This is a genomic window from Aureibaculum algae (assembly GCF_006065315.1).
GTDB lineage: Bacteria > Bacteroidota > Bacteroidia > Flavobacteriales > Flavobacteriaceae > Aureibaculum > Aureibaculum algae.
This window is the reverse complement of record NZ_CP040749.1, coordinates 3,556,746-3,581,871: the sequence shown is the minus strand read 5'-3', so window position 1 is coordinate 3,581,871 and position 25,126 is coordinate 3,556,746. Positions and strand designations below refer to the sequence as shown.

The window sequence follows — 25,126 nt, the reverse complement described above, 5'->3', positions numbered from 1 at the left end:
ATCTACCAATAAGTCGTAGTTTATAGTGTTTTGTTACAAGTTTTTGTTTAGAAAATATCATATCTTTGCCGCCAAATTAATAGCATTTATATGGCATTGTCAGAACAAGAAATCGTAAGACGAGAAAAATTACAAAAACTTCGTGAGTTAGGAATCAATCCTTATCCAGCAGATTTATATCCATTAGATCATACTTCTAAGAAGGTGAAATCTGAATTTGAAGAAGGGAAAAAGGTTATTGTTGCTGGACGATTAATGTCACGCCGTATACAAGGAAATGCTAGTTTTGCTGAGTTGCAAGATAGTGATGGTAGAATACAAGTCTATTTTAACCGTGATGAAATTTGTACTGGTGAAGATAAAACGAAATACAACACTGTCTATAAAAAATTATTAGACATTGGCGACTTTATAGGAATTGAAGGGGAGTTATTTCTAACTAAAGTGGGTGAAAAAACGATAAAAGTAAAGAATTTTACGCTTTTAAGTAAAACACTAAAACCGTTACCATTACCTAAGGTAGATGCTGAAGGTAATACGCATGACGAATTTAATGACCCCGAAATGCGTTACCGTCAACGTTATGCAGATTTGGTAGTAAACCCACATGTTAAAGAAGTATTTGTAAAACGTACAAAGCTTTTTAATGCGATGCGTAAATATTTTAATGACGCTGGTTATTTTGAAGTTGAAACGCCAGTATTACAACCAATTCCAGGAGGTGCTGCAGCAAGACCATTTGTTACGCATCATAATAGTTTAGATATGCCATTGTATATGCGTATTGCTAATGAATTATATCTAAAAAGATTAATTGTTGGTGGTTTTGATGGTGTTTATGAGTTTTCTAAAAACTTCCGTAATGAAGGGATGGACAGAACGCATAATCCTGAATTTACAGCTATGGAAATTTATGTAGCGTACAAAGATTATAATTGGATGATGGAGTTTGTAGAAAACCTGTTAGAATATTGTGCTGTTGCCGTAAACGGAACCTCAGAAGCTACTTTTGGAGAACATAAAATTAATTTTAAGGCTCCTTACAAAAGAGTAACAATGACCGATGCTATTATTGAGTTTACAGGATTTGATATTACCAATAAATCAGAAGATGAAATTCGTCAAGCTGCTAAGGGTATGGGGATTGATGTTGACGAAACTATGGGGAAAGGAAAGTTGATAGATGAGATTTTTGGAGAAAAATGTGAAGGTAATTATATACAGCCTACGTACATAACTGATTATCCAAAAGAGATGAGCCCATTGTGTAAAGAACATCGTACAAATCCGGAATTAACAGAGCGTTTTGAGTTAATGGTTTGTGGTAAGGAAGTTGCGAATGCATATTCTGAATTGAACGATCCGATAGACCAAAGAGAACGTTTTGAACACCAATTAAAATTAGCACAAAAAGGTGATGATGAAGCTACAGAATTTATAGATTATGACTTTTTACGTGCATTAGAATATGGTATGCCACCAACCTCTGGGTTGGGAATTGGAATGGATAGATTAATTATGTTTTTAACCAATCAGCAATCTATTCAAGAAGTATTGTTCTTTCCTCAAATGCGTCCAGAAAGAAAAGCTATTGAAATGACTGAGGAAGAAAAGGCAGTTTTAAAAATACTAAAAGCAAACACTCCAATAGATTTAAATGTACTTAAATCGCAATCAGGTTTGAGTAATAAAAAATGGGATAAGACCATAAAAGGGTTGACCAAAAATAAATTAGCTGAAGTTTCTAAAACGGAGGAAGGTCTTTTTGTATCTGCAGTTTAAAACTTTTTAAGTCCATAAAGTCAAATGATAAAAGCAATCAAGAAGAGTAAGATTACATATTGTCTTCTTTTTTTGTTGATTAATTCGTTAAATTCTTTTTCTCAAGAAGAACATAGAGATATTTATGTATTTGAAAGAAATGGAAAAAAAGGATTGGTAAACAATAAAATGGAAATTGTTGTGGATCCTGTTTATGAACAATTGGGTGGCTTTACCATATCTTATTATAATAAAATCCATCAAGATGGGTTGCTTGATGTTTGGCGATTAGGTGACAATTACAGCATTGGTGATTATATTGTTTTTAAATTGAAAGGGAAGTATGGCGTAATGAGTTTAGATGGTCAGCACCTTGTTAAACCGCTATATGATGAACTTAGATATACCGCTGTTTCAGGAGTGTTTAGATACGAAGAAAATGAAAAATTTGGACTTGTAAATAAAAATGGAGAAGAGTTTCTTAAAGCAAATTATGATTTAGTTTCTCCGGAGGACAAGAGAAATATTATCGTTAAAGAAGCGGATAATTATTTTTTAGTTGATTACAAAGGGAAGCTAATTTCTAAAAAATTTAAACATAGAATCTTCTCTTACGATAAAAATACAGATACTTTCATTTTTCAATTGGATAAGAAATATGGTTATAAAAAAAGTAATGGTGATCTATTGTTTGATACTAATTTTTATTCCGCTTCTTCTTTTAACAATGGTAAAGCTAAAGTAAGAAAGGATGCAAATGGAAAATTTGGTTTTATAAATGCCAATGGAAAAATAATTTTGCCTCCAACTTATGAGTCAATTTATTTAAGCGGTGACTTCGATGGTTATTATATTCGTAATAAAGATTACAAGTACGGTCTTTTAGATAAAAACATTCAACTTTTGTTGAAGCCAGAATACGATGAGATAGGTTCTTTTAATAATGGGTTTGCCTCTGTTAAGAAAAATGATAAATATGGATTTATAAATAAAAAGGGAAAATTGATTATTCCATTAATTTATGAAGATGTAAGTAGTTTTTCAGAAGGTTTGGCTCCAGTAAAACTAAATAAAAAATGGGGTTTTATTAATAGCAATCATAAAGTAGTTATAGACTTTAAGTTTGAAGGCCTTTTACTCAAACCTTTTTCTGATGGATTAGCAGCGTATGAGCAAGAGTATAATAATTGGGGATATATAAATAAAAAAGGGGAGTTACAAATTGAGTCTATTTATAAGGGTATAGTCACCAAATTTATTAATGGAGCCGCAATTGTGTATTTAAAAGGTGATAAATATCTAATTAATAAAGATTCAAAAAAATTTCTTTTAAAATCAAAAAGAGATGAGTCTCAGATTGAAATTATGGAGGTAGATAGTAGCCAACATAAATAACAAAGCATTATAATGAGAGAAGAACAATTAAAAATGTGGGATGATAGGTTTGCGAATCAAGAATATACCTATGGTGTACAGCCAAATGCTTATCTTAAAGAGCAATTAGAAAAACTGAATCCAGGCAAAATACTTTTTCCAGCTGAAGGTGAAGGCCGTAATGCTGTCTATGCTGCAAAATTAGGTTTTGATGTATCGGCATTTGACCTTAGTAAAGAAGGTAGAAAAAAAGCCCTTAAACTAGCAGATGAAAATAATGTTACCATTGATTATCAAATAGGTGAATTGCCAAGTTTGGACTACCATAAGGAGCAATTTGATGTTATCGCTTTAGTTTTTGCTCACTTTAATGCAGACATAAGAGCAGATTATCACAAAATCTTAAATTCTTGCATACGTAAGGGGGGATTGTTGATTATTGAAGCTTTCAGTAAAAAACATTTAGAATACAGAACTAAAAATCCAAAGGTTGGTGGCCCAAGAGATTTAGAAACATTGTGTTCTATCGAAGAATTTAAAACTGACTTTAAAAATTTCGAAATTATTGAGTTGGAAGAAAAAGAGGTTGAGCTAAATGAAGGGCTTTTCCATGTGGGTACTGGTTCTGTAATTCGGTTTGTGGGGCGTAAAAAATAAGGCATCTACTTATTATCGAAATAATCGGCACTACGGTATTTATTATTACCTCCTTATAACATAATGGCTTATTGACGACTATAGCTGTTATTTGAAATTTATTATTCTTAATTTAAGTTAATTATATTTGAAATTCATTTAGGGCATATGAAAAAGATTATATTCTTATTTGTAATTTTAAGTTTCAAACTTTCTATTGCACAAGAAACAATTGGTTTGGTTTTTAATGATGTTAATAACCCTAAATCAAATGGTTATACATTATTTAATACCTTGTCAGATGATAGCGTTTATCTCATTAATAATTGTGGAGAAGCAGTTAATCATTGGGATTTCTCAGGTCAAATAAGTAGGCAAGCTTACCTATTGGAAAATGGGAATTTATTGCAAGGCAATAGTTCAAAGGCAGATATAAGAGATTGGAATAATAATGTACTTTGGAGTCTCAATTATATGGAGGTCCTTGGTTTTAGCATACACCATGATATTGAACCTTTGCCAAATGGTAACTTTTTGGTATTAATTAGAGATCCCTATACCAATGTTGAAATGTTTGCAGAAGGTAAGGACACCTCTTTTTCTGAAGATTCCATTGATTTAGAAAGAATAGTAGAAATAGAACCCGTTGGTATTGATTCCGCTAAAATTGTTTGGGAATGGAAACTTTTTGATCATTTAGTACAAGATTTTGATAACACGAAACCTAATTTTGGAACTATTTCAAGTGGTCCCCAATTATTGGATATGAATTACGATAATGGTAACTCTTTTAATCCAATACATGCAAATGCAATTGATTATAATGAAGACTTAGATCAAATAGCATTCTCGTCAAGGCATTTAAGTGAAATTTTTGTTATTGACCACAGTACTACTTCAACCGAAGCAGCATCGCATTCTGGTGGCATTTATGGTAAGGGTGGAGATTTTCTTTGGAGATGGGGAAACCCTGAAGTTTATGATCAAGGAACTGTTGATGACAGAAAATTGGGAAGACAACATGATATTAAATGGATTACTGATGGCCCACATCAAGGTAAGATGTCTGTTTTTAATAATGATGGTTATGGATCTGATTTAAGAGCGTCATCTATACATATTATAGATCAGAATGATAGTAATGGTGTATATAGCTTAGCTTCAGGTAAATTTTTACCCACTGATTATTATTGGTCTTATGATGGTACCATCTTAGACGAATTAATGATTGAATCTTCCAGAAGTGGAGTGCAAATAATGTCTAATGGAAATGCTCTAATTAATGAAACTGGTCTTGGCAGAATTACCGAAATTGATGCCTTAGGAAATGTGGTTTGGGTTTATATTATTCCTATAAATGAGAACAGTACTTTTAGTCAATTTGATACACCTATTGGCAATGGATCTTTTAGGGCACATCGATATCCTGAAAATTATGCAGGTTTCAATGGTGTCACTTTTAATAATACTGGAATTATTGAAGATGTAAATTCTATTTCAGATAATTGTATCCATACGCTAACGGTCGATAATTCGTATTTTAATGATTTACACGTTTATCCCAATCCTACTAAAGATATACTTAATTTTAATAAACGTATTGATGAAATTCAGATTCATGATGTAACAGGGAAAGTTGTCCTAAATAGAACGAATGCTGAATTTATAAATTTAGAAAATTTAACAGAAGGTTTATATTTCATCAAAATTTCAATTGAAGAAAATTCTGAAATCATTAAAATTCTAAAGAATTAAAGTCAACTAATAAAAACCTAGCGTTTTTTATTTCAGTTTTAGAGATGTTATTTATGATGATGTAAAATCATTTGGAATATTATTAGAGGTTTCAAGTCAGTAAATAGGAGTAAAAAACACCATTCAATCCCTCTTAAAGTGGACAATAATTTTGATTGCCATTTTGACTCAAAAAAAAACCTTAGATTTACCCAATATCAGCTAACTACAAATGAATCAAACCACCATAACGCAAAAAATAGGACTTGTTTTAGGACCTGTGGTTTTTGCTTTAATTTTATATTTTTTACATCCAGAAGGCATGTCTAGAGAGGCCAATGCTGTACTTGCTGCGACTTTATGGATTGCCATTTGGTGGATAACAGAAGCCATACCTATTGCTGTAACGGCATTGTTGCCCATTGTGTTATTTCCACTTTCTGGTGGCTTAGATATTGCATCAACAAGTGGCTCATACGGTCATAAATACGTGTTCTTATATTTGGGTGGTTTCATAATTGCCATTGCCATTGAAAAATGGAATTTACATAAACGGATAGCTCTAAATATTATTAATTTTATAGGCTCTGACATTCGGAAAATTATATTAGGTTTTATGCTGGCAACGGCTTTTCTCTCTATGTGGATTTCCAACACAGCCACTGCAGTTATGATGTTACCGATTGGGATTGCTATTATCAAACAGTTAAAAGACAACCCCAATACCGTTGAAGATGAAAATCGCACTTTTGGTAAAGCATTAATGTTGGCAATTGCTTATAGTGCTTCTATTGGTGGTATGGCGACTTTAATTGGGACTCCCCCAAATTTGGTTTTGGCAGGTGTAGTTGAAGAAACTTATGGATATGAAATTACTTTTTCACAATGGTTTATTTTTGGTTTTCCTATCACTGTAGTACTCCTTTTTATTTGTTATCAATATTTGACCAAATTTGCATTTACGTTTAAGCAAAAAGAATTTCCTGGAGGTAGAGCGGAAATTAAGAGACTTTTACAAGGTTTAGGTAAAATTACGTATGAAGAAAAAGTAGTATCATTTGTTTTTGCATTAACAGCGTTTTGTTGGATAACACGCTCTTTTTTATTGCAAAAAATTGTACCTCAAATAGATGATACTATTATAGCAATAACATTTGCAATTGTATTATTTTTAATTCCATCAAAAGATAAAAAAGACAAACTTATAAATTGGGACGAAGCGGTAAAATTACCGTGGGGAATTATTTTGCTGTTTGGTGGAGGTATGGCATTGGCAAAAGGTTTTGAAGTTAGCGGTCTTGCATTTTGGTTAGGTAGTCAAATGACTGCTTTTGGCGGGTTAACTATCATTTTATTGATATTAGTTTTAATAACAGCGGTCAATTTTTTAACAGAAATAACATCAAATTTAGCAACAACGGCAATGTTGTTACCGGTTTTGGCTCCTATGGCTTTAACAGTTGATGTGCATCCATTAGTATTGATGGTTGCAGCCGCAGTTGCAGCCTCTTGTGCATTTATGCTCCCTGTAGCAACACCTCCAAATGCTGTAGTTTTTGGTTCTGGATATTTACGAATTCCAGATATGGTATCAAAAGGTATCATTATGAATGTTATCTCCATAATTATCCTTACCCTATTTGTATATTTTGTTTTGCCAGAATTATGGAATTTAACCGTAGAAGGTTTTCCTGAGAATTTTAGAAAGAAATAGTACATAGATTGAATCTTAACGATTTCTTTAACATTTCATTAAGAATTAATTAATCATTATTCAATAATTTCGTTTTTTTTAAGATTAATTAACCCTTTCATTCAAATAATTTATGTTCAAAAGACTACCTATTGCCATAATCGTTGTAGTAATGGCATTATTAACAGCTTCTTGTTCTAGCTCAAAAGAGGCTAGTAAATCAAAGGCTAAAGCAGCTCAAACTGCTAAGAAACCACCAGCAAAAAAAGGTGCTATTCAAGAGTATAGCAAAGTAATTACCAAAGAAGCAAAAACAGATGAAGGTTTGTTTAAAGTTCATGAATTAGATGAAAAGTACTTTTATGAAATTCCTGATTCTTTATTAGAACGTGAAATGTTAATGGTAACACGTATTGCTAAAACGGCATCAGGTATTGGTTTTGGTGGAGGTAAACAAAATACGAAAGTTGTTCGCTGGCAGAAACATGGTAAAAAAATAATTGCAAGAGTAGTTTCCTATTCTGTAGTTGCTTCAGATTCTTTACCAGTGCATGAGGCTGTTGTAAATTCGAATTTTGAACCTATTCTATATACTTTTCCAATCAAAGCTTTTAGTAAAGATTCAACGGCAACAGTTATTGATGTAACCGATTTTTATAACAAAGATGTTAAAGCGTTGGGTTTACCTGACAGGTCTAGAAAACAATATAAAGTATCTCGTTTAGATGCTGATAAATCTTTTATTCAAAGTGTAAAGAGTTATCCAACCAACATTGAAGCTAGGCACGTAAAAACATATATGGCAGGTTCGCCTCCATCTAATTCAAGTACCGGTACTATTTCTATTGAAATTAATAATTCAATGGTGTTATTGCCAAAAGTACCAATGAAACGTAGAATGTTCGACGAAAGAGTAGGATGGTTTACCTCGGGTCAAACAGATTATGGGCTAGAAGCTCAGAAAAGTGATAGAGTTACCTATTTAGATAGATGGAGATTGGAAGTTAAGGATGAAGATATTGAGAAGTTTAAAAGAGGAGAATTGGTTGTCCCTAAAAAACAAATTATTTATTATATAGACAGAGCAACACCAGTAAAATGGAGAAAATATATTAAGCAAGGTATTGAAGATTGGCAAGTTGCATTTGAAGCCGCAGGTTTTAAAGAAGCAATTATTGCAAAAGACCCACCAACTGTAGAGGAAGATCCAGAATGGACTCCAGAAGATGTGCGATATTCTGTAGTAAGATATTTAGCTTCTCCAATACCAAATGCAAATGGACCTCACGTAAGTGACCCTCGTTCTGGAGAAATTCTAGAATCTGATATCAACTGGTATCATAATGTAATGAGTTTGTTAAATGGATGGTTCTTTGTTCAAACGGCTGCCATAAACCCTAATGCTCAAACAGCTGAATTTAAGGATGAGGTTATGGGTGAATTGATAAAATTTGTTTCGTCTCATGAAGTAGGGCATACGCTTGGTTTACCACATAATATGGGGAGTAGTGCTGCATATGCAGTTGACTCCTTAAGATCAAAATCGTTTACTGAAAAATATGGTACGGCACCTTCAATAATGGATTATGCACGTTTTAATTACGTTGCTCAGCCAGAAGATAAAGGAGTAGCTTTAATGCCAAATATTGGTGTGTATGACAAGTATTCTATTTCTTGGGGATATAGACCTATTTTAGATGCTAAAACTGCGGCAGACGAAAAGAAGACGTTGGATTCTTGGATTTTAAAACATGCAGGAGATCCAATGTATCGATTTGGAAAACAACAAAGTGGAGTAATTGATCCGAGCTCTCAAACAGAAGATTTAGGTGATGATGCTATAAAAGCTAGTGATTACGGTATTGCTAATCTTAAGCGAATTGTTCCTAATTTGATAAAATGGACAACTAAAACGGGAGAGAACTACGATGATTTAGAGACGATGTATGGACATGTACTTTCTCAATTTAATCGTTACATGGGCCATGTGTCTTCAAATATTGGTGGTGTATATGAATATTATAAAACATCTGACCAAGAAGGAGCAGTGTATACTCACGTAGGAAAAGAACGTCAAAAAGAATCATTAAAATTTTTACATAAAAATTTATTTGAAACACCTAAATGGATGATTGACGCTAATATTTTTAATAAGTTTGAAAGTGCAGGCGTTGTAGAAAGAGTGAGAGGAGTTCAAGCAAGAACCTTAAATAATATTTTAGATTTTGGTAGAATGGCTAGAATGATAGAAAATGAAACGCTAAATGGGACTAAAGCATATAATTTAGTAGATATGATGCGAGATTTAAGAAGAGGTATTTGGAGCGAAGTTTATAATGGACGTTCAATAGATACTTATAGAAGAAATTTACAACGGGCCTATATTGATAGAATGGAGTATTTAATGAAGAATGAACAAACTTCTATTCCACCTCAGTTTAGAAGATGGATTTCTAGAACCAACGTAAATGTAAAAGAATCTGACATTAGACCTATTGTAAGGGCAGAGTTAAAATCTTTACAAAGATCAGTAAGATCGTCTGCAGCAAATTCTTCAGGAATGAAAAGAATTCATTTGCAAGATATTGTTGAGAGAATTGAAAATATTTTAGATCCAAAATAATTGAGATTAAAAATTATATAAATCCGGCCTAGGTCGGATTTTTTTTTGTTTTTAAAATAAATGTTTAATTCTAAATATAGTTTTGTACATTTGCAGCCCAATAAAAAATAAATAAAAGAGTACATATGAAAGGAGGTGCGACATTATGCTAATAATTCCAGTAAAAGATGGTGAGAATATCGATAGAGCGTTAAAACGTTTTAAGAGAAAATTTGATAGAACTAAAACTATGAAGCAGTTGCGTGAACGTAAAAACTTTTCGAAACCTTCAGTAGTAAAAAGAGCTCAGATTCAGAAAGCTCAGTATGTTCAGAATATCAGAACAGTAGAAGAGCAAGGTTAGTAATATAAACCTAATCATATATAGGTATATATTTTACTAAATATAAGTTAAACCGTTAGTAAAAACACTACAGATTTTGTAGCTTTGTTTGCTAACGGTTTTTTTATGTCAATAATCCACTTTATAGATTATCTCACTTCAGAGAAAAAATACTCCCCACATACCGTTAGAGCTTATCAAGATGATTTAATGTCTTTTACGTTATTTTGTCAAGAAACATATGATTCAGAACTTTTATTAGAGGTCAATTATGGTCAAATTAGGTCATGGATTGTAGAAATGGTGAATAATAACATTTCCAATCGAACAATTAATAGAAAAATAAGTAGTCTAAAAACATATTATAAATTTTTAGTAAAATCAAAACAAATAAAAGAATCTCCATTATTGAGTCATCAAGCACTGAAAGTATCAAAGAAAATGCAGGTTCCTTTTTCTCAAGCTGAAATTGAAGAAGTACTCGCTAATTTAAGTTCGGAAGACACTGATTTTGAGTCCATCCGAAATAAATTAATTGTTGAGTTGTTGTATTCAACGGGAATGCGGCGTGCAGAACTTATAGAATTAAACTTAGGTTCTGTGAATTTACACAATGCAACATTAAAGGTGTTAGGTAAAAGAAATAAGGAAAGGTATATTCCATTGTTAGATTCAGTTCAAAAAACACTAACTATTTATCTCACAGAAAGAAAACAAATGGCTTATGACATTGACTATTTATTTATAACAATAAAGGGCAATAAAATATATCCGAACCTTGTTTATAGAATAATAAATGAGTACTTTAGTAAAGTCTCTTCAAAAGTTAAAAAAAGCCCACATGTTATACGGCATTCATTTGCAACACATTTATTAAATGAAGGGGCTGATTTGAATTCGGTGAAAGAATTACTAGGGCATTCAAGTTTAGCGTCAACACAAATTTATACGCATAGTAGCTTGAATGAATTAAAAAAAGTTTATAACCAGGCTCATCCAAGGAGCACTAAAACCTAAAATAGATATGAAAGTAAACATTCAATCCGTAAATTTTAATATAGATAAAAGTTTAAATAATTTTATTCAAACTAAAATAGACAACTTAGAAAAGTATTATGATAAAATAATTGGTGCTGAGGTGTATTTAAAAGTTCAAAACACTAGTGAAAAAGAAAATAAAATAGCTGAAATTAAGATGCTTATCCCTGGTGATGAGCTAATTGTAAAGAAGGAATGTAAAACATTTGAAGAGGCTATTGATTTAATTGCAGAGGCCTTAAGAAGGCAGTTGTGTAAGAAGAAGGACAAGCAAAGATCACATCATGTGTAATTTTTTAAAAAAAATAGACAGAAAAGTTTTGTAAGAAAAATAAAACTTTATACATTTGCACACCGTAAGAAAAAGCGGTGTGTATTTATACACAAAAAGCCGATGTAGCTCAGCTGGCTAGAGCAGCTGATTTGTAATCAGCAGGTCGTGGGTTCGAGTCCCTCCATCGGCTCAATAGTATTGAAATTAGTTCTTTGAATTGAAATTTTTTGGGGAGATACCAAAGTGGCCAACTGGGGCGGACTGTAACTCCGCTGACTACGTCTTCGTAGGTTCGAATCCTACTCTCCCCACTAAAAAAATTCTATTTGTGGTTTTCAAAGCTTATCTTTGTAAATTGTAAAGAAAATTCAAAATTTTATTGAAACACCATCTCTATAATAATATAGAGTAAAATGCGAGAGTAGCTCAGTTGGTAGAGCGTCAGCCTTCCAAGCTGAATGTCGCCGGTTCGAACCCGGTCTCTCGCTCTAAGCAAATTGGCTTAATGTATTAAGTTATTTTGCTCATTATCTTTGAGTTATGGTTCGGTTTTATACATTGAATCATATAACCTGATTAGCCGGTGTAGCTCAGGGGTAGAGCGTTTCCTTGGTAAGGAAGAGGTCACGGGTTCAATTCCCGTCATTGGCTCAATAGTAAAGGAAGAATAACTAAATATATATAACTAAGATTTAAAATTAATAATCATGGCAAAAGAAACTTATGACCGTTCCAAACCGCACCTAAACATAGGTACAATAGGACACGTAGATCACGGTAAAACAACTTTAACAGCAGCAATTACTAAAGTATTGGCTGATAAAGGATATTCTGAAGCAAAAAACTTCGATCAAATCGATAATGCACCAGAAGAAAAAGAAAGAGGTATAACGATTAATACATCTCACGTTGAGTATGCAACTTTGAATCGTCATTATGCGCACGTTGATTGTCCTGGTCACGCGGATTACGTGAAAAACATGGTTACTGGTGCTGCCCAAATGGATGGTGCTATTTTAGTTGTAGCTGCAACTGATGGTCCTATGCCTCAAACTAGAGAGCATATCTTATTAGGTCGTCAAGTTGGTATTCCAAGAATGGTAGTTTTCTTGAATAAAGTTGATATGGTTGATGACGAAGAGTTATTAGAGCTAGTTGACATGGAAGTTAGAGATTTATTAAACTTCTACGAATATGATGGTGATAATGGGCCAGTTATTTCTGGTTCTGCTTTAGGAGCTTTAAATGGTGAAGAAAAATGGGTGAATTCTGTTATTGAATTAATGGATGCTGTTGATACTTGGATCGAATTACCAAAACGTGATGTTGATAAGCCTTTCTTGATGCCTGTTGAAGATGTATTTTCAATTACAGGTCGTGGTACTGTAGCAACTGGTCGTATTGAAACTGGTGTTGCAAATACTGGTGACAGTGTTGATATTATTGGTATGGGAGCTGAAAAATTAACTTCTACTGTAACTGGAGTTGAAATGTTCCGTAAAATATTAGATAGAGGTGAAGCTGGTGATAATGTAGGTATCTTATTAAGAGGTATTGAAAAAGAAAGTATCAAAAGAGGTATGGTAATCTGTAAGCCAGGTTCAGTAACTCCACATGATAAATTTAAAGCTGAGGTTTATATCCTTAAGAAAGAAGAAGGTGGACGTCATACTCCATTCCATAACAATTACCGTCCACAGTTCTATGTAAGAACAACTGACGTAACAGGTACTATTAACTTACCTTCTGGTGTAGAAATGGTTATGCCTGGTGATAACTTAACTATTACTGTTGATTTACATCAACCAATTGCAATGAATGTAGGTTTACGTTTTGCAATCCGTGAAGGTGGTAGAACAGTTGGTGCTGGTCAGGTGACTGAAATATTATAAGACACCATTAGTTTTTAGTTAATTATATATATAGGTATAATAGGTGCTCCTTTTTAAGGAGCACCTAATATTCTATACGGGTGTAGCTCAGTTGGTAGAGCACCGGTCTCCAAAACCGGGTGTCGGGAGTTCGAGCCTCTCCGCCCGTGCAATAGTTAAAAAAATAGTGTTTTCAAAATTCAAGCCTGTCCTGAATAAATTTGATTAGATATTATCACAAAAAATATATATAATGGGTATTGTTACATACATTAAAGAATCTTTTGAAGAGCTAAACCATAAGGTTACCTGGATATCTTTTACGGAAGCTCAAAAATCTACAGTGGTAGTAGCTCTATTTACTGTTTTATTCGCTATAGCAGTATTTCTTGTTGACAAGACATTTCAGTTAGGTTTAGAACAATATTTTAATCTATTTAATAAATAATATGTCAGATTCTGTAAAGAAATGGTATGTAGTGAGAGCTATTGGAGGTCAAGAAAATAAAGTAAAGACTTATATCGAAAACGAAGTTGCTCGTTTAGGTCTTTCAGATTATGTTGATCAGGTTTTGGTACCTACAGAAAAAGTGATACAAATACGTGCTGGAAAAAAAGTAAATAAAGAAAAAGTTTATTTTCCGGGATATATAATGATTCAAGCTAATTTAACAGGAGAACTTCCTCACGTAATTAAATCGGTTACTGGTGTAATTGGATTTTTAGGTGAAGTAAAAGGTGGTGATCCAGTTCCATTGAGAAGATCAGAAGTGAATAGAATGTTAGGTAAGGTTGATGAATTAGCTGTGCAGAATGAAAATGTGGCTATTCCTTATATAAAAGGAGAAACAGTTAAAGTTATAGATGGACCTTTCAATGGTTTTGATGGTACTATCGAAAATATAAATGAAGAAAAACGTAAACTTGAGGTTATGGTTAAAATCTTTGGAAGAAAAACTCCATTGGAATTGAGCTATATGCAAGTTGAGAAAATATCATAAATGTTACATATTTAAGACTTAATTTAAGTTTCCATTAAATTATTGTCTAAACTAAAGTTTAAAAAATGGCAAAAGAAATTAGTAAGGTTGTAAAATTACAAGTTCGTGGAGGAGCAGCAAACCCTTCGCCACCTGTTGGACCTGCTTTGGGTGCTGCCGGGGTTAACATCATGGAGTTCTGTAAGCAGTTTAATGCTAGAACTCAAGATAAACCAGGCAAAGTGTTACCAGTGGCTATTACTGTTTATAAAGACAAGTCTTTTGACTTTGTTGTAAAAACACCACCAGCTGCGGTACAGTTACTTGAGGCTGCGAAAACTAAGAAAGGATCAGGAGAACCAAATCGTAAAAAAGTTGCGACGGTTACTTGGGACCAAATTAGAACCATAGCTGAAGATAAAATGGTTGATTTAAATGCTTTTAAAGTTGAATCAGCAATGAAAATGGTTGCAGGTACTGCAAGATCAATGGGAATAAGAGTTAAAGGAAACGCTCCTGCTTAAACTTTATAATTTTATAAAAAAATGTCGAAATTAACTAAAAATAGAAAAGAAGCTAAGGCCAAAGTAGATGCTACAAAAGCATATTCTTTAGAAGAAGCCTCTGTTTTAGTAAAAGAAATATCTAATGTAAAGTTTGATCCATCTATTGATGTTGCGGTTAGATTAGGAGTAGATCCTAGAAAAGCAAATCAAATGGTTCGTGGGGTAGTAACATTACCACACGGAACAGGTAAAGATGTGAAAGTTCTTGCATTAGTAACACCAGATAAAGAAGAGGAAGCCAAAGCGGCGGGTGCTGATTATGTTGGTTTAGATGAATACCTTCAAAAAATTAAAGGAGGATGGACAGATGTAGACGTAATTGTTACAATGCCAAGCGTTATGGGTAAATTAGGACCTTTAGGTAGAGTATTAGGCCCACGTGGTTTAATGCCAAACCCTAAGACTGGTACCGTAACTATGGATGTAGCTAAAGCTGTTGCAGATGTTAAAGGTGGTAAAATTGATTTTAAAGTTGATAAAACTGGAATCATTCATGCTGCTATAGGTAAAGCGTCTTTTGATGCTGAAAAAATTGCTGGTAATGCTAAAGAATTGTTTACAACAATAATGAAGTTAAAACCAACAACATCTAAAGGAATTTATGTAAAAAGTGTCTTTATGTCTAGTACGATGAGTCCTAGTATTCAAATAGATACCAAATCAGTTGTATAGCAAGTTAAAAGTTTAGAAAAATGACTAGAGAACAAAAATCACAAGTAATAGACGACTTAACAAGCCAATTAGCTGATAGTAGCACAATATACCTTGCAGATATTTCAGGCTTAGATGCTTTGAATACTACAAAATTACGTAGGGCTTGTTTTAAAGCTAACGTAAAATTGGCAGTTGTTAAAAATACCTTGCTTACTAAAGCAATGGAAAAATCTGATAAAGATTTTGGAGAATTACCAGAAGTTTTAAAGGGAAATACCTCTATAATGATTTCTGAAGTTAGTAATGCTCCAGCAAAAGTAATTAAAGAATTTCGTAAGAAATCTGACAAACCAGTTCTTAAAGGAGCTTATATTGAAGAGTCAATTTATGTTGGTGATAACCAATTAGATGCTCTTGTAAATATTAAATCTAAAGAAGAACTTATTGGTGAAGTTATCGGATTGTTACAATCTCCAGCTAAAAATGTTATTGGAGCATTGCAATCAGGTGGTCAGAAATTATCTGGAATCCTTAAGACTTTATCAGAAAAATAAAAAGTACGCACTTATAATCTAAATATTAAAAAATTAAAACAAACAAAAATGGCAGAATTAAAAGATTTCGCAGAACAATTAGTTAACTTAACTGTAAAAGAAGTTAATGAATTGGCTAATATATTAAAAGACGAGTATGGTATTGAGCCTGCAGCAGCTGCAGTAGCAGTAGCAGGACCTGGTGCTGGAGCTGGTGATGATGCAGCTGAAGAGCAATCAGAATTTGACGTAATTTTAAAAGCAGCTGGTGGTTCTAAATTAGCAGTTGTAAAATTAGTTAAAGAATTAACTGGTTTAGGTCTTAAAGATGCTAAGGAATTAGTAGATGGTGCTCCTAAAGCAATTAAAGAAGGAGTTTCTAAAGAAGAAGCTGAAGGTCTTAAAACATCTTTAGAAGAGGCTGGAGCTGAGGTTGAGCTTAAATAAGCTTAACTCCCGAATATCGGGCTAAACAATTAAGGTTTAGGTCATTGCGTGTATGCGTAATTGGCCTAAACCATTTTGCGTATATATTCGTTCTTTAAAGTTCATCATTTTTTATAATTAAAAAATTTCTCCATTGGCAACAAATACAAGTACCGAAAGAGTAAACTTCTCATCTGCAAAACTAATTACTGATTATCCTGACTTTTTAGATATTCAAGTAAAATCGTTTCAAGATTTTTTTCAGTTAGAAACTAAGGCAGACCAAAGAAGTGACGAAGGTTTATTTAAAACTTTCTCAGATAATTTCCCTATAACTGATACCAGAAATCAATTTGTATTAGAGTTTATAGATTATTTTGTTGATCCGCCAAGATACTCAATTCAAGAATGTATCGAAAGGGGTTTAACGCATAGTGTTCCATTAAAGGCAAGACTTAAATTGTATTGTACTGATCCGGAACATGAGGATTTCGAAACTATTGTACAAGATGTATATTTAGGTACAATTCCTTACATGACACATAGTGGTACTTTTGTTATAAATGGTGCAGAACGTGTTGTGGTTTCTCAATTACACCGTTCTCCAGGGGTTTTCTTCGGTCAATCTTTTCATGCTAATGGTACTAAATTATATTCTGCTAGGGTAATTCCTTTTAAAGGTTCTTGGATAGAATTTGCAACAGATATCAATCAGGTAATGTATGCCTATATTGATAGAAAGAAAAAATTACCTGTTACTACATTATTCCGTGCTATCGGATATGAACGTGATAAGGATATATTAGAAATATTTGATCTTGCTGATGAAATTAAAGTTTCAAAAAGTGGATTGAAAAAAGTTTTAGACAGAAAGTTAGCTGCGAGAGTATTGAAAACTTGGCACGAAGATTTCGTTGATGAAGATACCGGTGAAGTTGTATCTATTGAGCGTAATGAGATTATTTTAGATAGAGATACTGTTCTTGAAAAAGAGCATATTGATGAAATACTTGATGCTGGAACTAAAACGATTCTTTTACATAAAGAAGACAATGAAATGGGTGATTATGCTATAATCCATAACACCTTACAAAAAGATCCTACAAACTCTGAAAAGGAAGCTGTAGAACATATATACCGTCAATTACGTAATGCTGAGCCGCCAGATTATGAGACAGCAAAAGGTATTATAAATAAATTATTCTTTTCTGAACAACGTTACAATTTAGGTGAAGTTGGTCGATATAGAATGAATAAAAAATTAGGTTTAGACATTGATATTGAAGAACGTGTCTTAACTAAAATAGATATTATTACTATTATCAAGAATTTAATCAAATTGGTTAATTCTAAAGCGGAAGTTGATGATATTGATCACTTATCTAACCGTCGTGTAAGAACTGTTGGAGAGCAGTTAGCAAGTCAGTTTGGTGTTGGTCTTTCTCGTATGGCTCGTACCATTAGAGAACGTATGAATGTGCGTGATAATGAGGTGTTTACACCTATTGATTTGATTAATGCGAAAACATTATCATCTGTAATTAATTCGTTTTTTGGAACGAATCAATTATCTCAATTTATGGATCAAACGAATCCATTGGCTGAGATTACTCATAAAAGAAGATTATCAGCATTAGGACCTGGAGGTTTATCTAGAGAAAGAGCTGGTTTTGAGGTGCGTGATGTTCACTATACTCATTATGGTCGTCTATGTCCAATTGAAACTCCTGAGGGGCCGAATATTGGATTGATTTCTTCACTAGCTGTATATGCAAAAGTGAATAATTTAGGGTTTATTGAAACTCCATATCGTGAAGTAGTTGAAGGTAAAATTGATATTACTAAAACGCCTATTTATTTAAGTGCAGAAGAAGAGGAAGGTAAAAAAATTGCCCAATCTAATTTAGATTTAGATGATGAAGGTAGAATAGAATTAGAAAAAGTTGTAGCAAGGGAAGAAGGTGATTTTCCTTTAGTAACTCCAGAAGAAGTTAACTATATGGATGTTTCTCCTAATCAAATTTCTTCGATATCAGCTTCTTTGATTCCGTTCTTAGAACATGATGATGCCAACCGTGCATTAATGGGATCTAACATGATGCGTCAAGCAGTTCCATTGATGAGACCTGAGTCTCCAATTGTAGGTACAGGTTTAGAGCGTAGAGTAGCAACCGATTCAAGAATTCTTATCAATGCCGAAGGTAATGGTGTTGTAGAATATGTAGATTCTGATAAAGTTACTATTAGATATGACAGAACAGAAGAAGAGAGATTAGTAAGTTTTACTGAAGATAGTAAAACCTATAATCTTATTAAATTTAGAAAAACAAATCAAGGTACCTCTATAAACTTACATCCTATTGTAACCAAAGGAGATAAAGTTGCTAAAGGTCAAGTACTTTGTGAAGGTTATGCAACCGAAAAAGGTGAATTAGCTTTAGGTAGAAATATGAAAGTAGCCTTTATGCCTTGGAAAGGGTATAACTTTGAGGATGCAATCGTAATTTCTGAAAGAGTTGTACGTGAAGATATTTTCACTTCTATACATATTGATGAATATTCTCTTGATGTTAGAGATACTAAATTAGGTGCTGAAGAATTAACAAATGATATTCCAAATGTTAGTGAAGAAGCTACTAAAGATTTAGATGAAAATGGAATGATAAGAATTGGTGCCGAAATTAAACCAGGCGATATTCTTATTGGTAAAATTACTCCAAAAGGAGAATCTGATCCAACTCCAGAGGAAAAATTATTACGTGCTATATTTGGTGATAATGCAGGTGATGTTAAAGATGCTTCTTTAAAAGCTTCTCCATCATTGAACGGTGTTGTTATCGATAAAAAATTATTCCAAAGAACAATTAAGGATAAAGCAAAAAGAAGCCAAGACAAAGAAGATATTGCAAAATTAGAGGCTGAATTTACTCTTAAGTTTGATGATATTAGAGAACGTTTAATTGATAAACTTTTTAGTCTTGTTAATGGTAAAACAGCTCAAGGTGTATTAAATGATTTAGGTGAAGAAGTTTTTCCTAAAGGAAAAAAATATACGTTGAAAATGTTAAATGCAATTAGCAATTTCGAGTACTTAACTAAAGGTACTTGGACAACTGATGATCATTTAAATAAATTGATTACTGAATTAATTCACAACTATAAAATTACTGTGAATGATATTCAAGGGTCATTACGTAGAGAGAAATTTACAATTACCGTTGGTGATGAGTTACCAGCAGGTATTGTAAAACTTGCTAAAGTTTATATTGCGAAAAAACGTAAACTTAAAGTGGGAGATAAAATGGCGGGTCGTCACGGTAACAAAGGTATTGTAGCTCGTATTGTACGTGCTGAAGATATGCCTTTCTTAGAAGATGGAACTCCTGTTGATATCGTTTTAAATCCATTAGGTGTACCTTCTCGTATGAACATTGGACAAATTTATGAAACAGTGTTAGGTTGGGCTGGTCAGAAATTAAATCAAAAGTATGCAACACCAATTTTTGATGGTGCTAGTATTGATCAAATTACTGAATTAACCAACAAAGCAGGTGTACCAGAATTTGGACATACGTACTTATATGATGGTGGTACAGGTGAACGTTTTGATCAACCAGCAACAGTAGGTGTAATTTATATGATTAAATTAGGTCATATGATTGAAGATAAAATGCATGCACGTTCTATTGGACCATATTCATTAATTACACAACAACCATTAGGTGGTAAAGCACAATTTGGTGGTCAACGTTTTGGTGAGATGGAAGTTTGGGCATTAGAAGCTTATGGAGCATCTGCTACATTAAGAGAAATCTTAACTGTAAAATCGGATGATGTATTAGGTAGAGCCAAAACTTACGAATCTATCGTAAAAGGAGAACCAATGCCAGAACCTGGTTTACCAGAGTCGTTTAATGTATTAATGCACGAGTTAAAAGGACTTGGCTTAGACGTTAGATTAGAGGAATAACAATCAAACTGTGGAGTTTCGACTCCACAGTTTTACAATACATTTTTACATTTTAATTGATTGCATAATATATCATGGCAAAACAAAAAGAAAAATACACTGTAAAAAAATTCAATAAAATTTCTATTGGTTTGGCTTCGCCAGAATCAATTCTAGAAAAATCTAGAGGGGAAGTTTTAAAACCAGAAACCATAAATTATCGTACCCACAAACCAGAAAGAGATGGTTTATTTTGTGAGCGTATTTTTGGCCCTATAAAAGATTATGAGTGTGCTTGTGGTAAGTACAAAAGAATTAGATATAAAGGAATTATTTGTGATCGATGTGGAGTAGAAGTTACGGAGAAAAAAGTTCGTAGAGATAGAGTAGGTCATATTAATTTAGTAGTGCCTATTGCTCATATTTGGTATTTTAGATCGTTACCAAATAAAATGGGTTATTTATTAGGATTACCTTCTAAGAAATTAGACATGATTATTTACTACGAACGTTATGTAGTAATTCAACCAGGTAATGCTAAGAATGCAGAAGGAGAGTCTTTAGAGAAAATGGACTTCTTAACTGAAGAAGAGTATTTAGATATTTTAGAATCTCTTCCTCAAGATAATCAATATTTAGATGATTCTGACCCTACTAAGTTTATCGCTAAAATGGGTGCGGAATGTTTAATTGAGTTATTATCTAGAATAGATTTAGATTCTTTATCTTATGAATTAAGACATAAAGCAAATACTGAAACTTCTAAACAACGTAAAACTGAAGCTTTAAAAAGGTTAAATGTTGTTGAGGCTTTTAGAGATGCAAATTTAAATAGAGAAAATAAGCCAGAATGGATGATTATGAAGGTGGTACCAGTTATTCCACCAGAATTACGTCCGTTAGTGCCATTAGATGGTGGTCGTTTTGCGACTTCAGATTTAAATGATTTATACCGTCGTGTAATCATTAGAAACAACCGTTTAAAAAGATTGATGGAGATTAAAGCTCCTGAAGTTATTTTACGTAATGAGAAACGTATGTTACAAGAATCTGTAGATTCATTGTTTGATAACACACGTAAGTCTTCTGCAGTAAAAACAGAATCAAATAGACCTTTAAAATCATTATCTGATTCATTAAAAGGTAAACAAGGTCGTTTCCGTCAAAACTTATTGGGTAAACGTGTTGATTATTCTGCACGTTCGGTAATTGTTGTTGGACCTGAATTGAAATTATACGAATGTGGATTGCCAAAAGATATGGCAGCTGAATTATACAAACCTTTTGTAATTAGAAAATTAATTGAAAGAGGTATTGTAAAAACAGTAAAATCTGCAAAGAAAATTATAGATAAAAGAGAACCTGTAGTTTGGGATATTTTAGAGAATGTTTTAAAAGGACATCCCGTATTATTAAACCGTGCTCCAACATTACACCGTTTGGGTATTCAAGCTTTTCAACCAAAATTAATTGAGGGTAAGGCTATACAATTACACCCACTTGTGTGTACTGCATTTAATGCGGATTTTGATGGGGATCAAATGGCGGTACATTTACCATTAGGACCAGAAGCTATTTTAGAATGTCAATTATTAATGTTGGCTTCACATAGTATTTTGAATCCAGCAAATGGTTCACCTATTACAGTACCATCTCAGGATATGGTTTTAGGTCTATACTATATGACCAAAGAGCGTAAAACTGATGAAAATTATACAGTAAAAGGAGAGGGAACTACTTTTTATTCTCCAGAGGAGGTAAATATAGCTTTTAATGAAAAGAAAGTAGATCTTAATGCAGGAATTAGAGTTAGAACGAAAGACTTTAATGAAAATGGAGAATTAACTACACAAATTGTTACTACAACAGTTGGTAGAGTTTTATTTAACGAGGTGGTTCCTGAAGCAGCTGGTTATGTAAATGAGGTATTGACAAAAAAATCTCTGAGAGATATTATTGGTCGTATATTAAAAGTGACTAATGTACCTACTACAGGAGAATTTTTGGATGCGATAAAGGGAATGGGGTATCATTTCTCATTTAAAGGTGGTTTATCATTTAGTTTAGGAGATATTATTATCCCTAAAGAAAAATCAGGAATGATTGATGATGCTAACGAGCAAGTAGATACTATTACGGCTAGTTATAATATGGGTATGTTAACGAATAAAGAACGTTATAATCAAGTAATTGATATATGGAGTTCTACAAACAATAAGTTGACAGAACTTTCTATGAAACGTTTGAGAGAAGACCAACAAGGGTTTAACTCAGTATATATGATGCTTGATTCTGGTGCAAGGGGTTCTAAAGAACAAATTCGTCAGTTAACAGGTATGCGTGGATTAATGGCGAAACCTAAAAAATCAACAGCAGGTGGTGGAGAAATTATTGAAAACCCTATTCTTTCTAACTTTAAAGAAGGATTATCAATTTTAGAATACTTTATATCTACACACGGTGCTCGTAAAGGTTTAGCAGATACCGCTTTAAAAACGGCAGATGCAGGTTACTTAACACGTCGTTTGGTAGATGTTTCTCAAGATGTTATTGTAAACGAACACGATTGTGGAACGTTAAGAGGTCTTGAAATTTTCCCACTTAAGAAAAATGAAGAGATTGTAGAGTCGTTAGGAGATCGTATTTTCGGTAGAACGTCTTTAAATAATGTTAGAAATCCTTTAACAGATGAAATCATTGTAGGTGAAGGTGAACAAATAGATGAAGATATCATTGCCGTTATTGAATCGTTACCAATAGAAAGTGTTGAAGTACGTTCAGCATTAACTTGTGAGGCTTCAAGAGGTATTTGTGCGAAATGTTACGGTAACAGTTTGTCAACTCGTAATATGGTTCAAATTGGTGAGGCTGTTGGTGTAATTGCAGCACAGTCTATTGGAGAACCTGGTACACAGTTAACCTTACGTACTTTTCACGTGGGTGGTATTGCAGGTAACATTTCTGAAGAAAATAAATTAACTGCTAAGTTTGATGGTGCGGTTGAAATTGAAGACTTGAATACAGTTGAAGGTCTTGATAATGATGGTAATAAAGCGGATATTGTAATTTCTAGAACATCGGAAATTAAAATTATAGATAAGAAAACAGGTATTACCTTAAGTACTAATAATATTCCTTATGGTTCTTACCTATCAGTAAAAGATGCTAAAACGATTAAAAAAGGAGATGTTATTTGTCAATGGGATCCTTATAATGGTGTAATTGTATCTGAATTTAAAGGTAAAATCGGATTTGAAAATATAGATCAAGGTATTACTTATGTAGTTGAAATCGATGAACAAACAGGTCACCAAGAAAAAGTAATTTCTGAATCTAAGAACAAAAAAGTAGTTCCTACTTTATTAATATTAGATGCTAAGGGAGAAGCGATAAGATCTTACAGTTTACCTGTAGGAGCTCACTTGATGGTTGAAGAAGGAGAGAAAATTGATGCTGGTAAAGTATTGGTTAAAATACCTAGAAGATCTGGTAAAGCAGGTGATATTACAGGTGGTTTACCAAGAGTAACTGAACTGTTTGAAGCTCGTAATCCTTCTAACCCTTCTGTTGTATCAGAAATTGATGGTGTGGTTTCATTTGGTAAAATTAAGCGTGGTAACCGTGAGATTATTGTTGAATCTAAATTAGGTGATATTAGAAAATATTTAGTAAAACTTTCTAATCAGATCTTAGTTCAAGAGAATGACTTTATTAAAGCAGGTATGGCATTGTCTGATGGAGCTGTAACTCCAACTGACATCTTAAATATTAAAGGACCTGGTGCTGTTCAAGAATATTTGGTTAACGAGATTCAAGAAGTATATAGACTGCAAGGTGTGAAGATTAATGATAAACACTTTGAAGTTGTAGTTCGTCAAATGATGCGTAAAGTAAGAATTATTGATTCTGGAGATACTATTTTCTTAGAAAATCAATTAATTCATAAAAATGACTTTATTCAAGAAAATGATGAAATCTACGGAATGAAAGTTGTTGAGGATGAAGGTGATTCTGAAAACCTAAAACTAGGTATGATTATTTCTTCACGTAAATTAAGAGATGAAAATTCTATTTTACGTAGATCTGATAAAAACTTAGTGGTAGCAAGAGAGGCAATTCCTGCAACAGCAGAACCTATCTTACAAGGTATTACAAGAGCATCACTACAAACGAAATCATTTATTTCTGCTGCATCTTTCCAAGAAACAACTAAAGTATTAAACGAAGCTGCTGTAAGTGGTAAAATTGATACCTTAGAAGGATTGAAAGAAAATGTAATTGTTGGTAAGAGAATTCCAGCAGGTACGGGTATGCGTATGTATGATCATATGATTGTAGGATCTAAAGCAGAAATGGAAGAGAACTAATTATGGCAGAAGATAAAAATAAAGAAAATCAATTAAATATTGAATTAGATGAGAGTATTGCTGATGGCACTTATGCTAACCTAGCAATTATCAATCATTCTGTATCTGAATTTGTGGTTGACTTTGTTAACGTTATGCCAGGTACACCAAAGGCTAAAGTAAAGTCTAGAATTATTTTAACACCACAGCACGCTAAACGTTTAGCAAAAGCTTTGGCAGAGAATATAAATAGATTCGAAAATGCTCACGGTGAAATAAAAGATTATGAACAGCCTCCGATTCCAATGAATTTTGGACCAACAGGTCAAGCATAAATAAATTAAAA

The 25,126-nt window shown here is 33.0% G+C and carries 19 protein-coding genes and 5 tRNA genes; all 24 read left to right on the top strand.

Annotated elements, in window-relative coordinates; all coding sequences use genetic code 11:
- Positions 1-90 precede the first annotated feature (90 nt).
- The 24 genes from lysS (at position 91) to FF125_RS14955 (ending at position 25,115) form a co-directional block, all read left to right on the top strand.
- A complete protein-coding gene (lysS, locus tag FF125_RS15070) occupies positions 91-1,782 on the top strand; it encodes a lysine--tRNA ligase (protein ID WP_138950536.1) in 1,692 nt (563 codons plus the stop codon).
- A 24-nt stretch (positions 1,783-1,806) separates the two neighbouring features.
- Positions 1,807-3,156, top strand: a complete 1,350-nt coding sequence (locus FF125_RS15065) for a WG repeat-containing protein (protein WP_138950535.1) — start codon at positions 1,807-1,809, stop codon at positions 3,154-3,156.
- A gap of 12 nt (positions 3,157-3,168) precedes the next feature.
- A complete protein-coding gene (locus FF125_RS15060) occupies positions 3,169-3,792 on the top strand; it encodes a class I SAM-dependent methyltransferase (RefSeq protein ID WP_138950534.1) in 624 nt (207 codons plus the stop codon).
- 147 nt (positions 3,793-3,939) lie between these two features.
- Positions 3,940-5,526, top strand: coding sequence for an aryl-sulfate sulfotransferase (locus FF125_RS15055; protein ID WP_138950533.1), 1,587 nt, complete (start codon positions 3,940-3,942; stop codon positions 5,524-5,526).
- Positions 5,527-5,737: 211 nt separating this feature from the next.
- Positions 5,738-7,219, top strand: a complete 1,482-nt coding sequence (locus FF125_RS15050) for an SLC13 family permease (protein ID WP_138950532.1) — start codon at positions 5,738-5,740, stop codon at positions 7,217-7,219.
- A 112-nt stretch (positions 7,220-7,331) separates the two neighbouring features.
- Positions 7,332-9,821, top strand: coding sequence for a zinc-dependent metalloprotease (locus FF125_RS15045; RefSeq protein WP_138950531.1), 2,490 nt, complete (start codon positions 7,332-7,334; stop codon positions 9,819-9,821).
- Between the two features lie 145 nt (positions 9,822-9,966).
- Positions 9,967-10,164, top strand: a complete 198-nt coding sequence (rpsU, locus tag FF125_RS15040) for a 30S ribosomal protein S21 (RefSeq protein ID WP_117883605.1) — start codon at positions 9,967-9,969, stop codon at positions 10,162-10,164.
- Between the two features lie 105 nt (positions 10,165-10,269).
- Positions 10,270-11,160 (top strand): tyrosine-type recombinase/integrase, encoded by an 891-nt coding sequence (locus FF125_RS15035; RefSeq protein WP_138950530.1) that lies wholly within the window; start codon positions 10,270-10,272, stop codon positions 11,158-11,160.
- A 7-nt stretch (positions 11,161-11,167) separates the two neighbouring features.
- Positions 11,168-11,473: a ribosome hibernation-promoting factor, HPF/YfiA family gene (gene hpf / locus FF125_RS15030; RefSeq protein ID WP_138950529.1), complete on the top strand. Its 306-nt coding sequence runs from the start codon at positions 11,168-11,170 to the stop codon at positions 11,471-11,473.
- Positions 11,474-11,571: 98 nt separating this feature from the next.
- Positions 11,572-11,645 (top strand) — tRNA-Thr (locus FF125_RS15025).
- A gap of 39 nt (positions 11,646-11,684) precedes the next feature.
- Positions 11,685-11,766, top strand: a tRNA-Tyr gene (locus FF125_RS15020).
- Positions 11,767-11,870: 104 nt separating this feature from the next.
- A tRNA-Gly gene (locus FF125_RS15015) sits at positions 11,871-11,943 on the top strand.
- A gap of 91 nt (positions 11,944-12,034) precedes the next feature.
- A tRNA-Thr gene (locus FF125_RS15010) sits at positions 12,035-12,106 on the top strand.
- 56 nt (positions 12,107-12,162) lie between these two features.
- Complete coding sequence (gene tuf / locus FF125_RS15005; protein ID WP_138950528.1) at positions 12,163-13,347, top strand: elongation factor Tu; 1,185 nt, start codon at positions 12,163-12,165, stop codon at positions 13,345-13,347.
- Positions 13,348-13,423: 76 nt separating this feature from the next.
- Positions 13,424-13,496: transfer RNA gene (locus FF125_RS15000), tRNA-Trp, on the top strand.
- Between the two features lie 83 nt (positions 13,497-13,579).
- Positions 13,580-13,774, top strand: coding sequence for a preprotein translocase subunit SecE (gene secE, locus FF125_RS14995; protein WP_138950527.1), 195 nt, complete (start codon positions 13,580-13,582; stop codon positions 13,772-13,774).
- Position 13,775: 1 nt separating this feature from the next.
- Positions 13,776-14,327: a transcription termination/antitermination protein NusG gene (nusG, locus tag FF125_RS14990; RefSeq protein WP_117883600.1), complete on the top strand. Its 552-nt coding sequence runs from the start codon at positions 13,776-13,778 to the stop codon at positions 14,325-14,327.
- Between the two features lie 65 nt (positions 14,328-14,392).
- Positions 14,393-14,830 (top strand): 50S ribosomal protein L11, encoded by a 438-nt coding sequence (gene rplK, locus FF125_RS14985; RefSeq protein ID WP_138950526.1) that lies wholly within the window; start codon positions 14,393-14,395, stop codon positions 14,828-14,830.
- A gap of 21 nt (positions 14,831-14,851) precedes the next feature.
- The gene (rplA, locus tag FF125_RS14980) at positions 14,852-15,544 is read left to right on the top strand and encodes a 50S ribosomal protein L1 (RefSeq protein WP_138950525.1); all 693 of its coding nucleotides are present in this window, start codon (positions 14,852-14,854) and stop codon (positions 15,542-15,544) included.
- Positions 15,545-15,564: 20 nt separating this feature from the next.
- Complete coding sequence (gene rplJ, locus FF125_RS14975; RefSeq protein ID WP_138950524.1) at positions 15,565-16,080, top strand: 50S ribosomal protein L10; 516 nt, start codon at positions 15,565-15,567, stop codon at positions 16,078-16,080.
- A gap of 48 nt (positions 16,081-16,128) precedes the next feature.
- On the top strand, positions 16,129-16,506 hold the full coding sequence (gene rplL, locus FF125_RS14970) for a 50S ribosomal protein L7/L12 (RefSeq protein WP_117883596.1): 378 nt from the start codon (positions 16,129-16,131) through the stop codon (positions 16,504-16,506).
- Positions 16,507-16,639: 133 nt separating this feature from the next.
- Positions 16,640-20,455: a DNA-directed RNA polymerase subunit beta gene (gene rpoB / locus FF125_RS14965; protein ID WP_138950523.1), complete on the top strand. Its 3,816-nt coding sequence runs from the start codon at positions 16,640-16,642 to the stop codon at positions 20,453-20,455.
- 74 nt (positions 20,456-20,529) lie between these two features.
- Positions 20,530-24,801 carry a DNA-directed RNA polymerase subunit beta' gene (gene rpoC, locus FF125_RS14960; RefSeq protein ID WP_138950522.1) on the top strand — a complete coding sequence of 1,424 codons (4,272 nt, stop codon included), beginning with the start codon at positions 20,530-20,532 and terminating at the stop codon, positions 24,799-24,801.
- A 2-nt stretch (positions 24,802-24,803) separates the two neighbouring features.
- On the top strand, positions 24,804-25,115 hold the full coding sequence (locus FF125_RS14955; protein WP_117883593.1) for a DUF3467 domain-containing protein: 312 nt from the start codon (positions 24,804-24,806) through the stop codon (positions 25,113-25,115).
- Positions 25,116-25,126 lie beyond the last annotated feature (11 nt).

Excerpts from the sequence above, each read along its gene's own strand:
- lysS (WP_138950536.1), top strand. The coding sequence starts at position 91 with ATGGCATTGTCAGAACAAGAAATCGTAAGACGAGAAAAATTACAAAAA.
- FF125_RS15065 (WP_138950535.1), top strand. The coding sequence starts at position 1,807 with ATGATAAAAGCAATCAAGAAGAGTAAGATTACATATTGTCTTCTTTTT.
- FF125_RS15060 (WP_138950534.1), top strand. The coding sequence starts at position 3,169 with ATGAGAGAAGAACAATTAAAAATGTGGGATGATAGGTTTGCGAATCAA.
- FF125_RS15055 (WP_138950533.1), top strand. The coding sequence starts at position 3,940 with ATGAAAAAGATTATATTCTTATTTGTAATTTTAAGTTTCAAACTTTCT.
- FF125_RS15050 (WP_138950532.1), top strand. The coding sequence starts at position 5,738 with ATGAATCAAACCACCATAACGCAAAAAATAGGACTTGTTTTAGGACCT.
- FF125_RS15045 (WP_138950531.1), top strand. The coding sequence starts at position 7,332 with ATGTTCAAAAGACTACCTATTGCCATAATCGTTGTAGTAATGGCATTA.
- rpsU (WP_117883605.1), top strand. The coding sequence starts at position 9,967 with ATGCTAATAATTCCAGTAAAAGATGGTGAGAATATCGATAGAGCGTTA.
- FF125_RS15035 (WP_138950530.1), top strand. The coding sequence starts at position 10,270 with ATGTCAATAATCCACTTTATAGATTATCTCACTTCAGAGAAAAAATAC.
- hpf (WP_138950529.1), top strand. The coding sequence starts at position 11,168 with ATGAAAGTAAACATTCAATCCGTAAATTTTAATATAGATAAAAGTTTA.
- tuf (WP_138950528.1), top strand. The coding sequence starts at position 12,163 with ATGGCAAAAGAAACTTATGACCGTTCCAAACCGCACCTAAACATAGGT.
- secE (WP_138950527.1), top strand. The coding sequence starts at position 13,580 with ATGGGTATTGTTACATACATTAAAGAATCTTTTGAAGAGCTAAACCAT.
- nusG (WP_117883600.1), top strand. The coding sequence starts at position 13,776 with ATGTCAGATTCTGTAAAGAAATGGTATGTAGTGAGAGCTATTGGAGGT.
- rplK (WP_138950526.1), top strand. The coding sequence starts at position 14,393 with ATGGCAAAAGAAATTAGTAAGGTTGTAAAATTACAAGTTCGTGGAGGA.
- rplA (WP_138950525.1), top strand. The coding sequence starts at position 14,852 with ATGTCGAAATTAACTAAAAATAGAAAAGAAGCTAAGGCCAAAGTAGAT.
- rplJ (WP_138950524.1), top strand. The coding sequence starts at position 15,565 with ATGACTAGAGAACAAAAATCACAAGTAATAGACGACTTAACAAGCCAA.
- rplL (WP_117883596.1), top strand. The coding sequence starts at position 16,129 with ATGGCAGAATTAAAAGATTTCGCAGAACAATTAGTTAACTTAACTGTA.
- rpoC (WP_138950522.1), top strand. The coding sequence starts at position 20,530 with ATGGCAAAACAAAAAGAAAAATACACTGTAAAAAAATTCAATAAAATT.
- FF125_RS14955 (WP_117883593.1), top strand. The coding sequence starts at position 24,804 with ATGGCAGAAGATAAAAATAAAGAAAATCAATTAAATATTGAATTAGAT.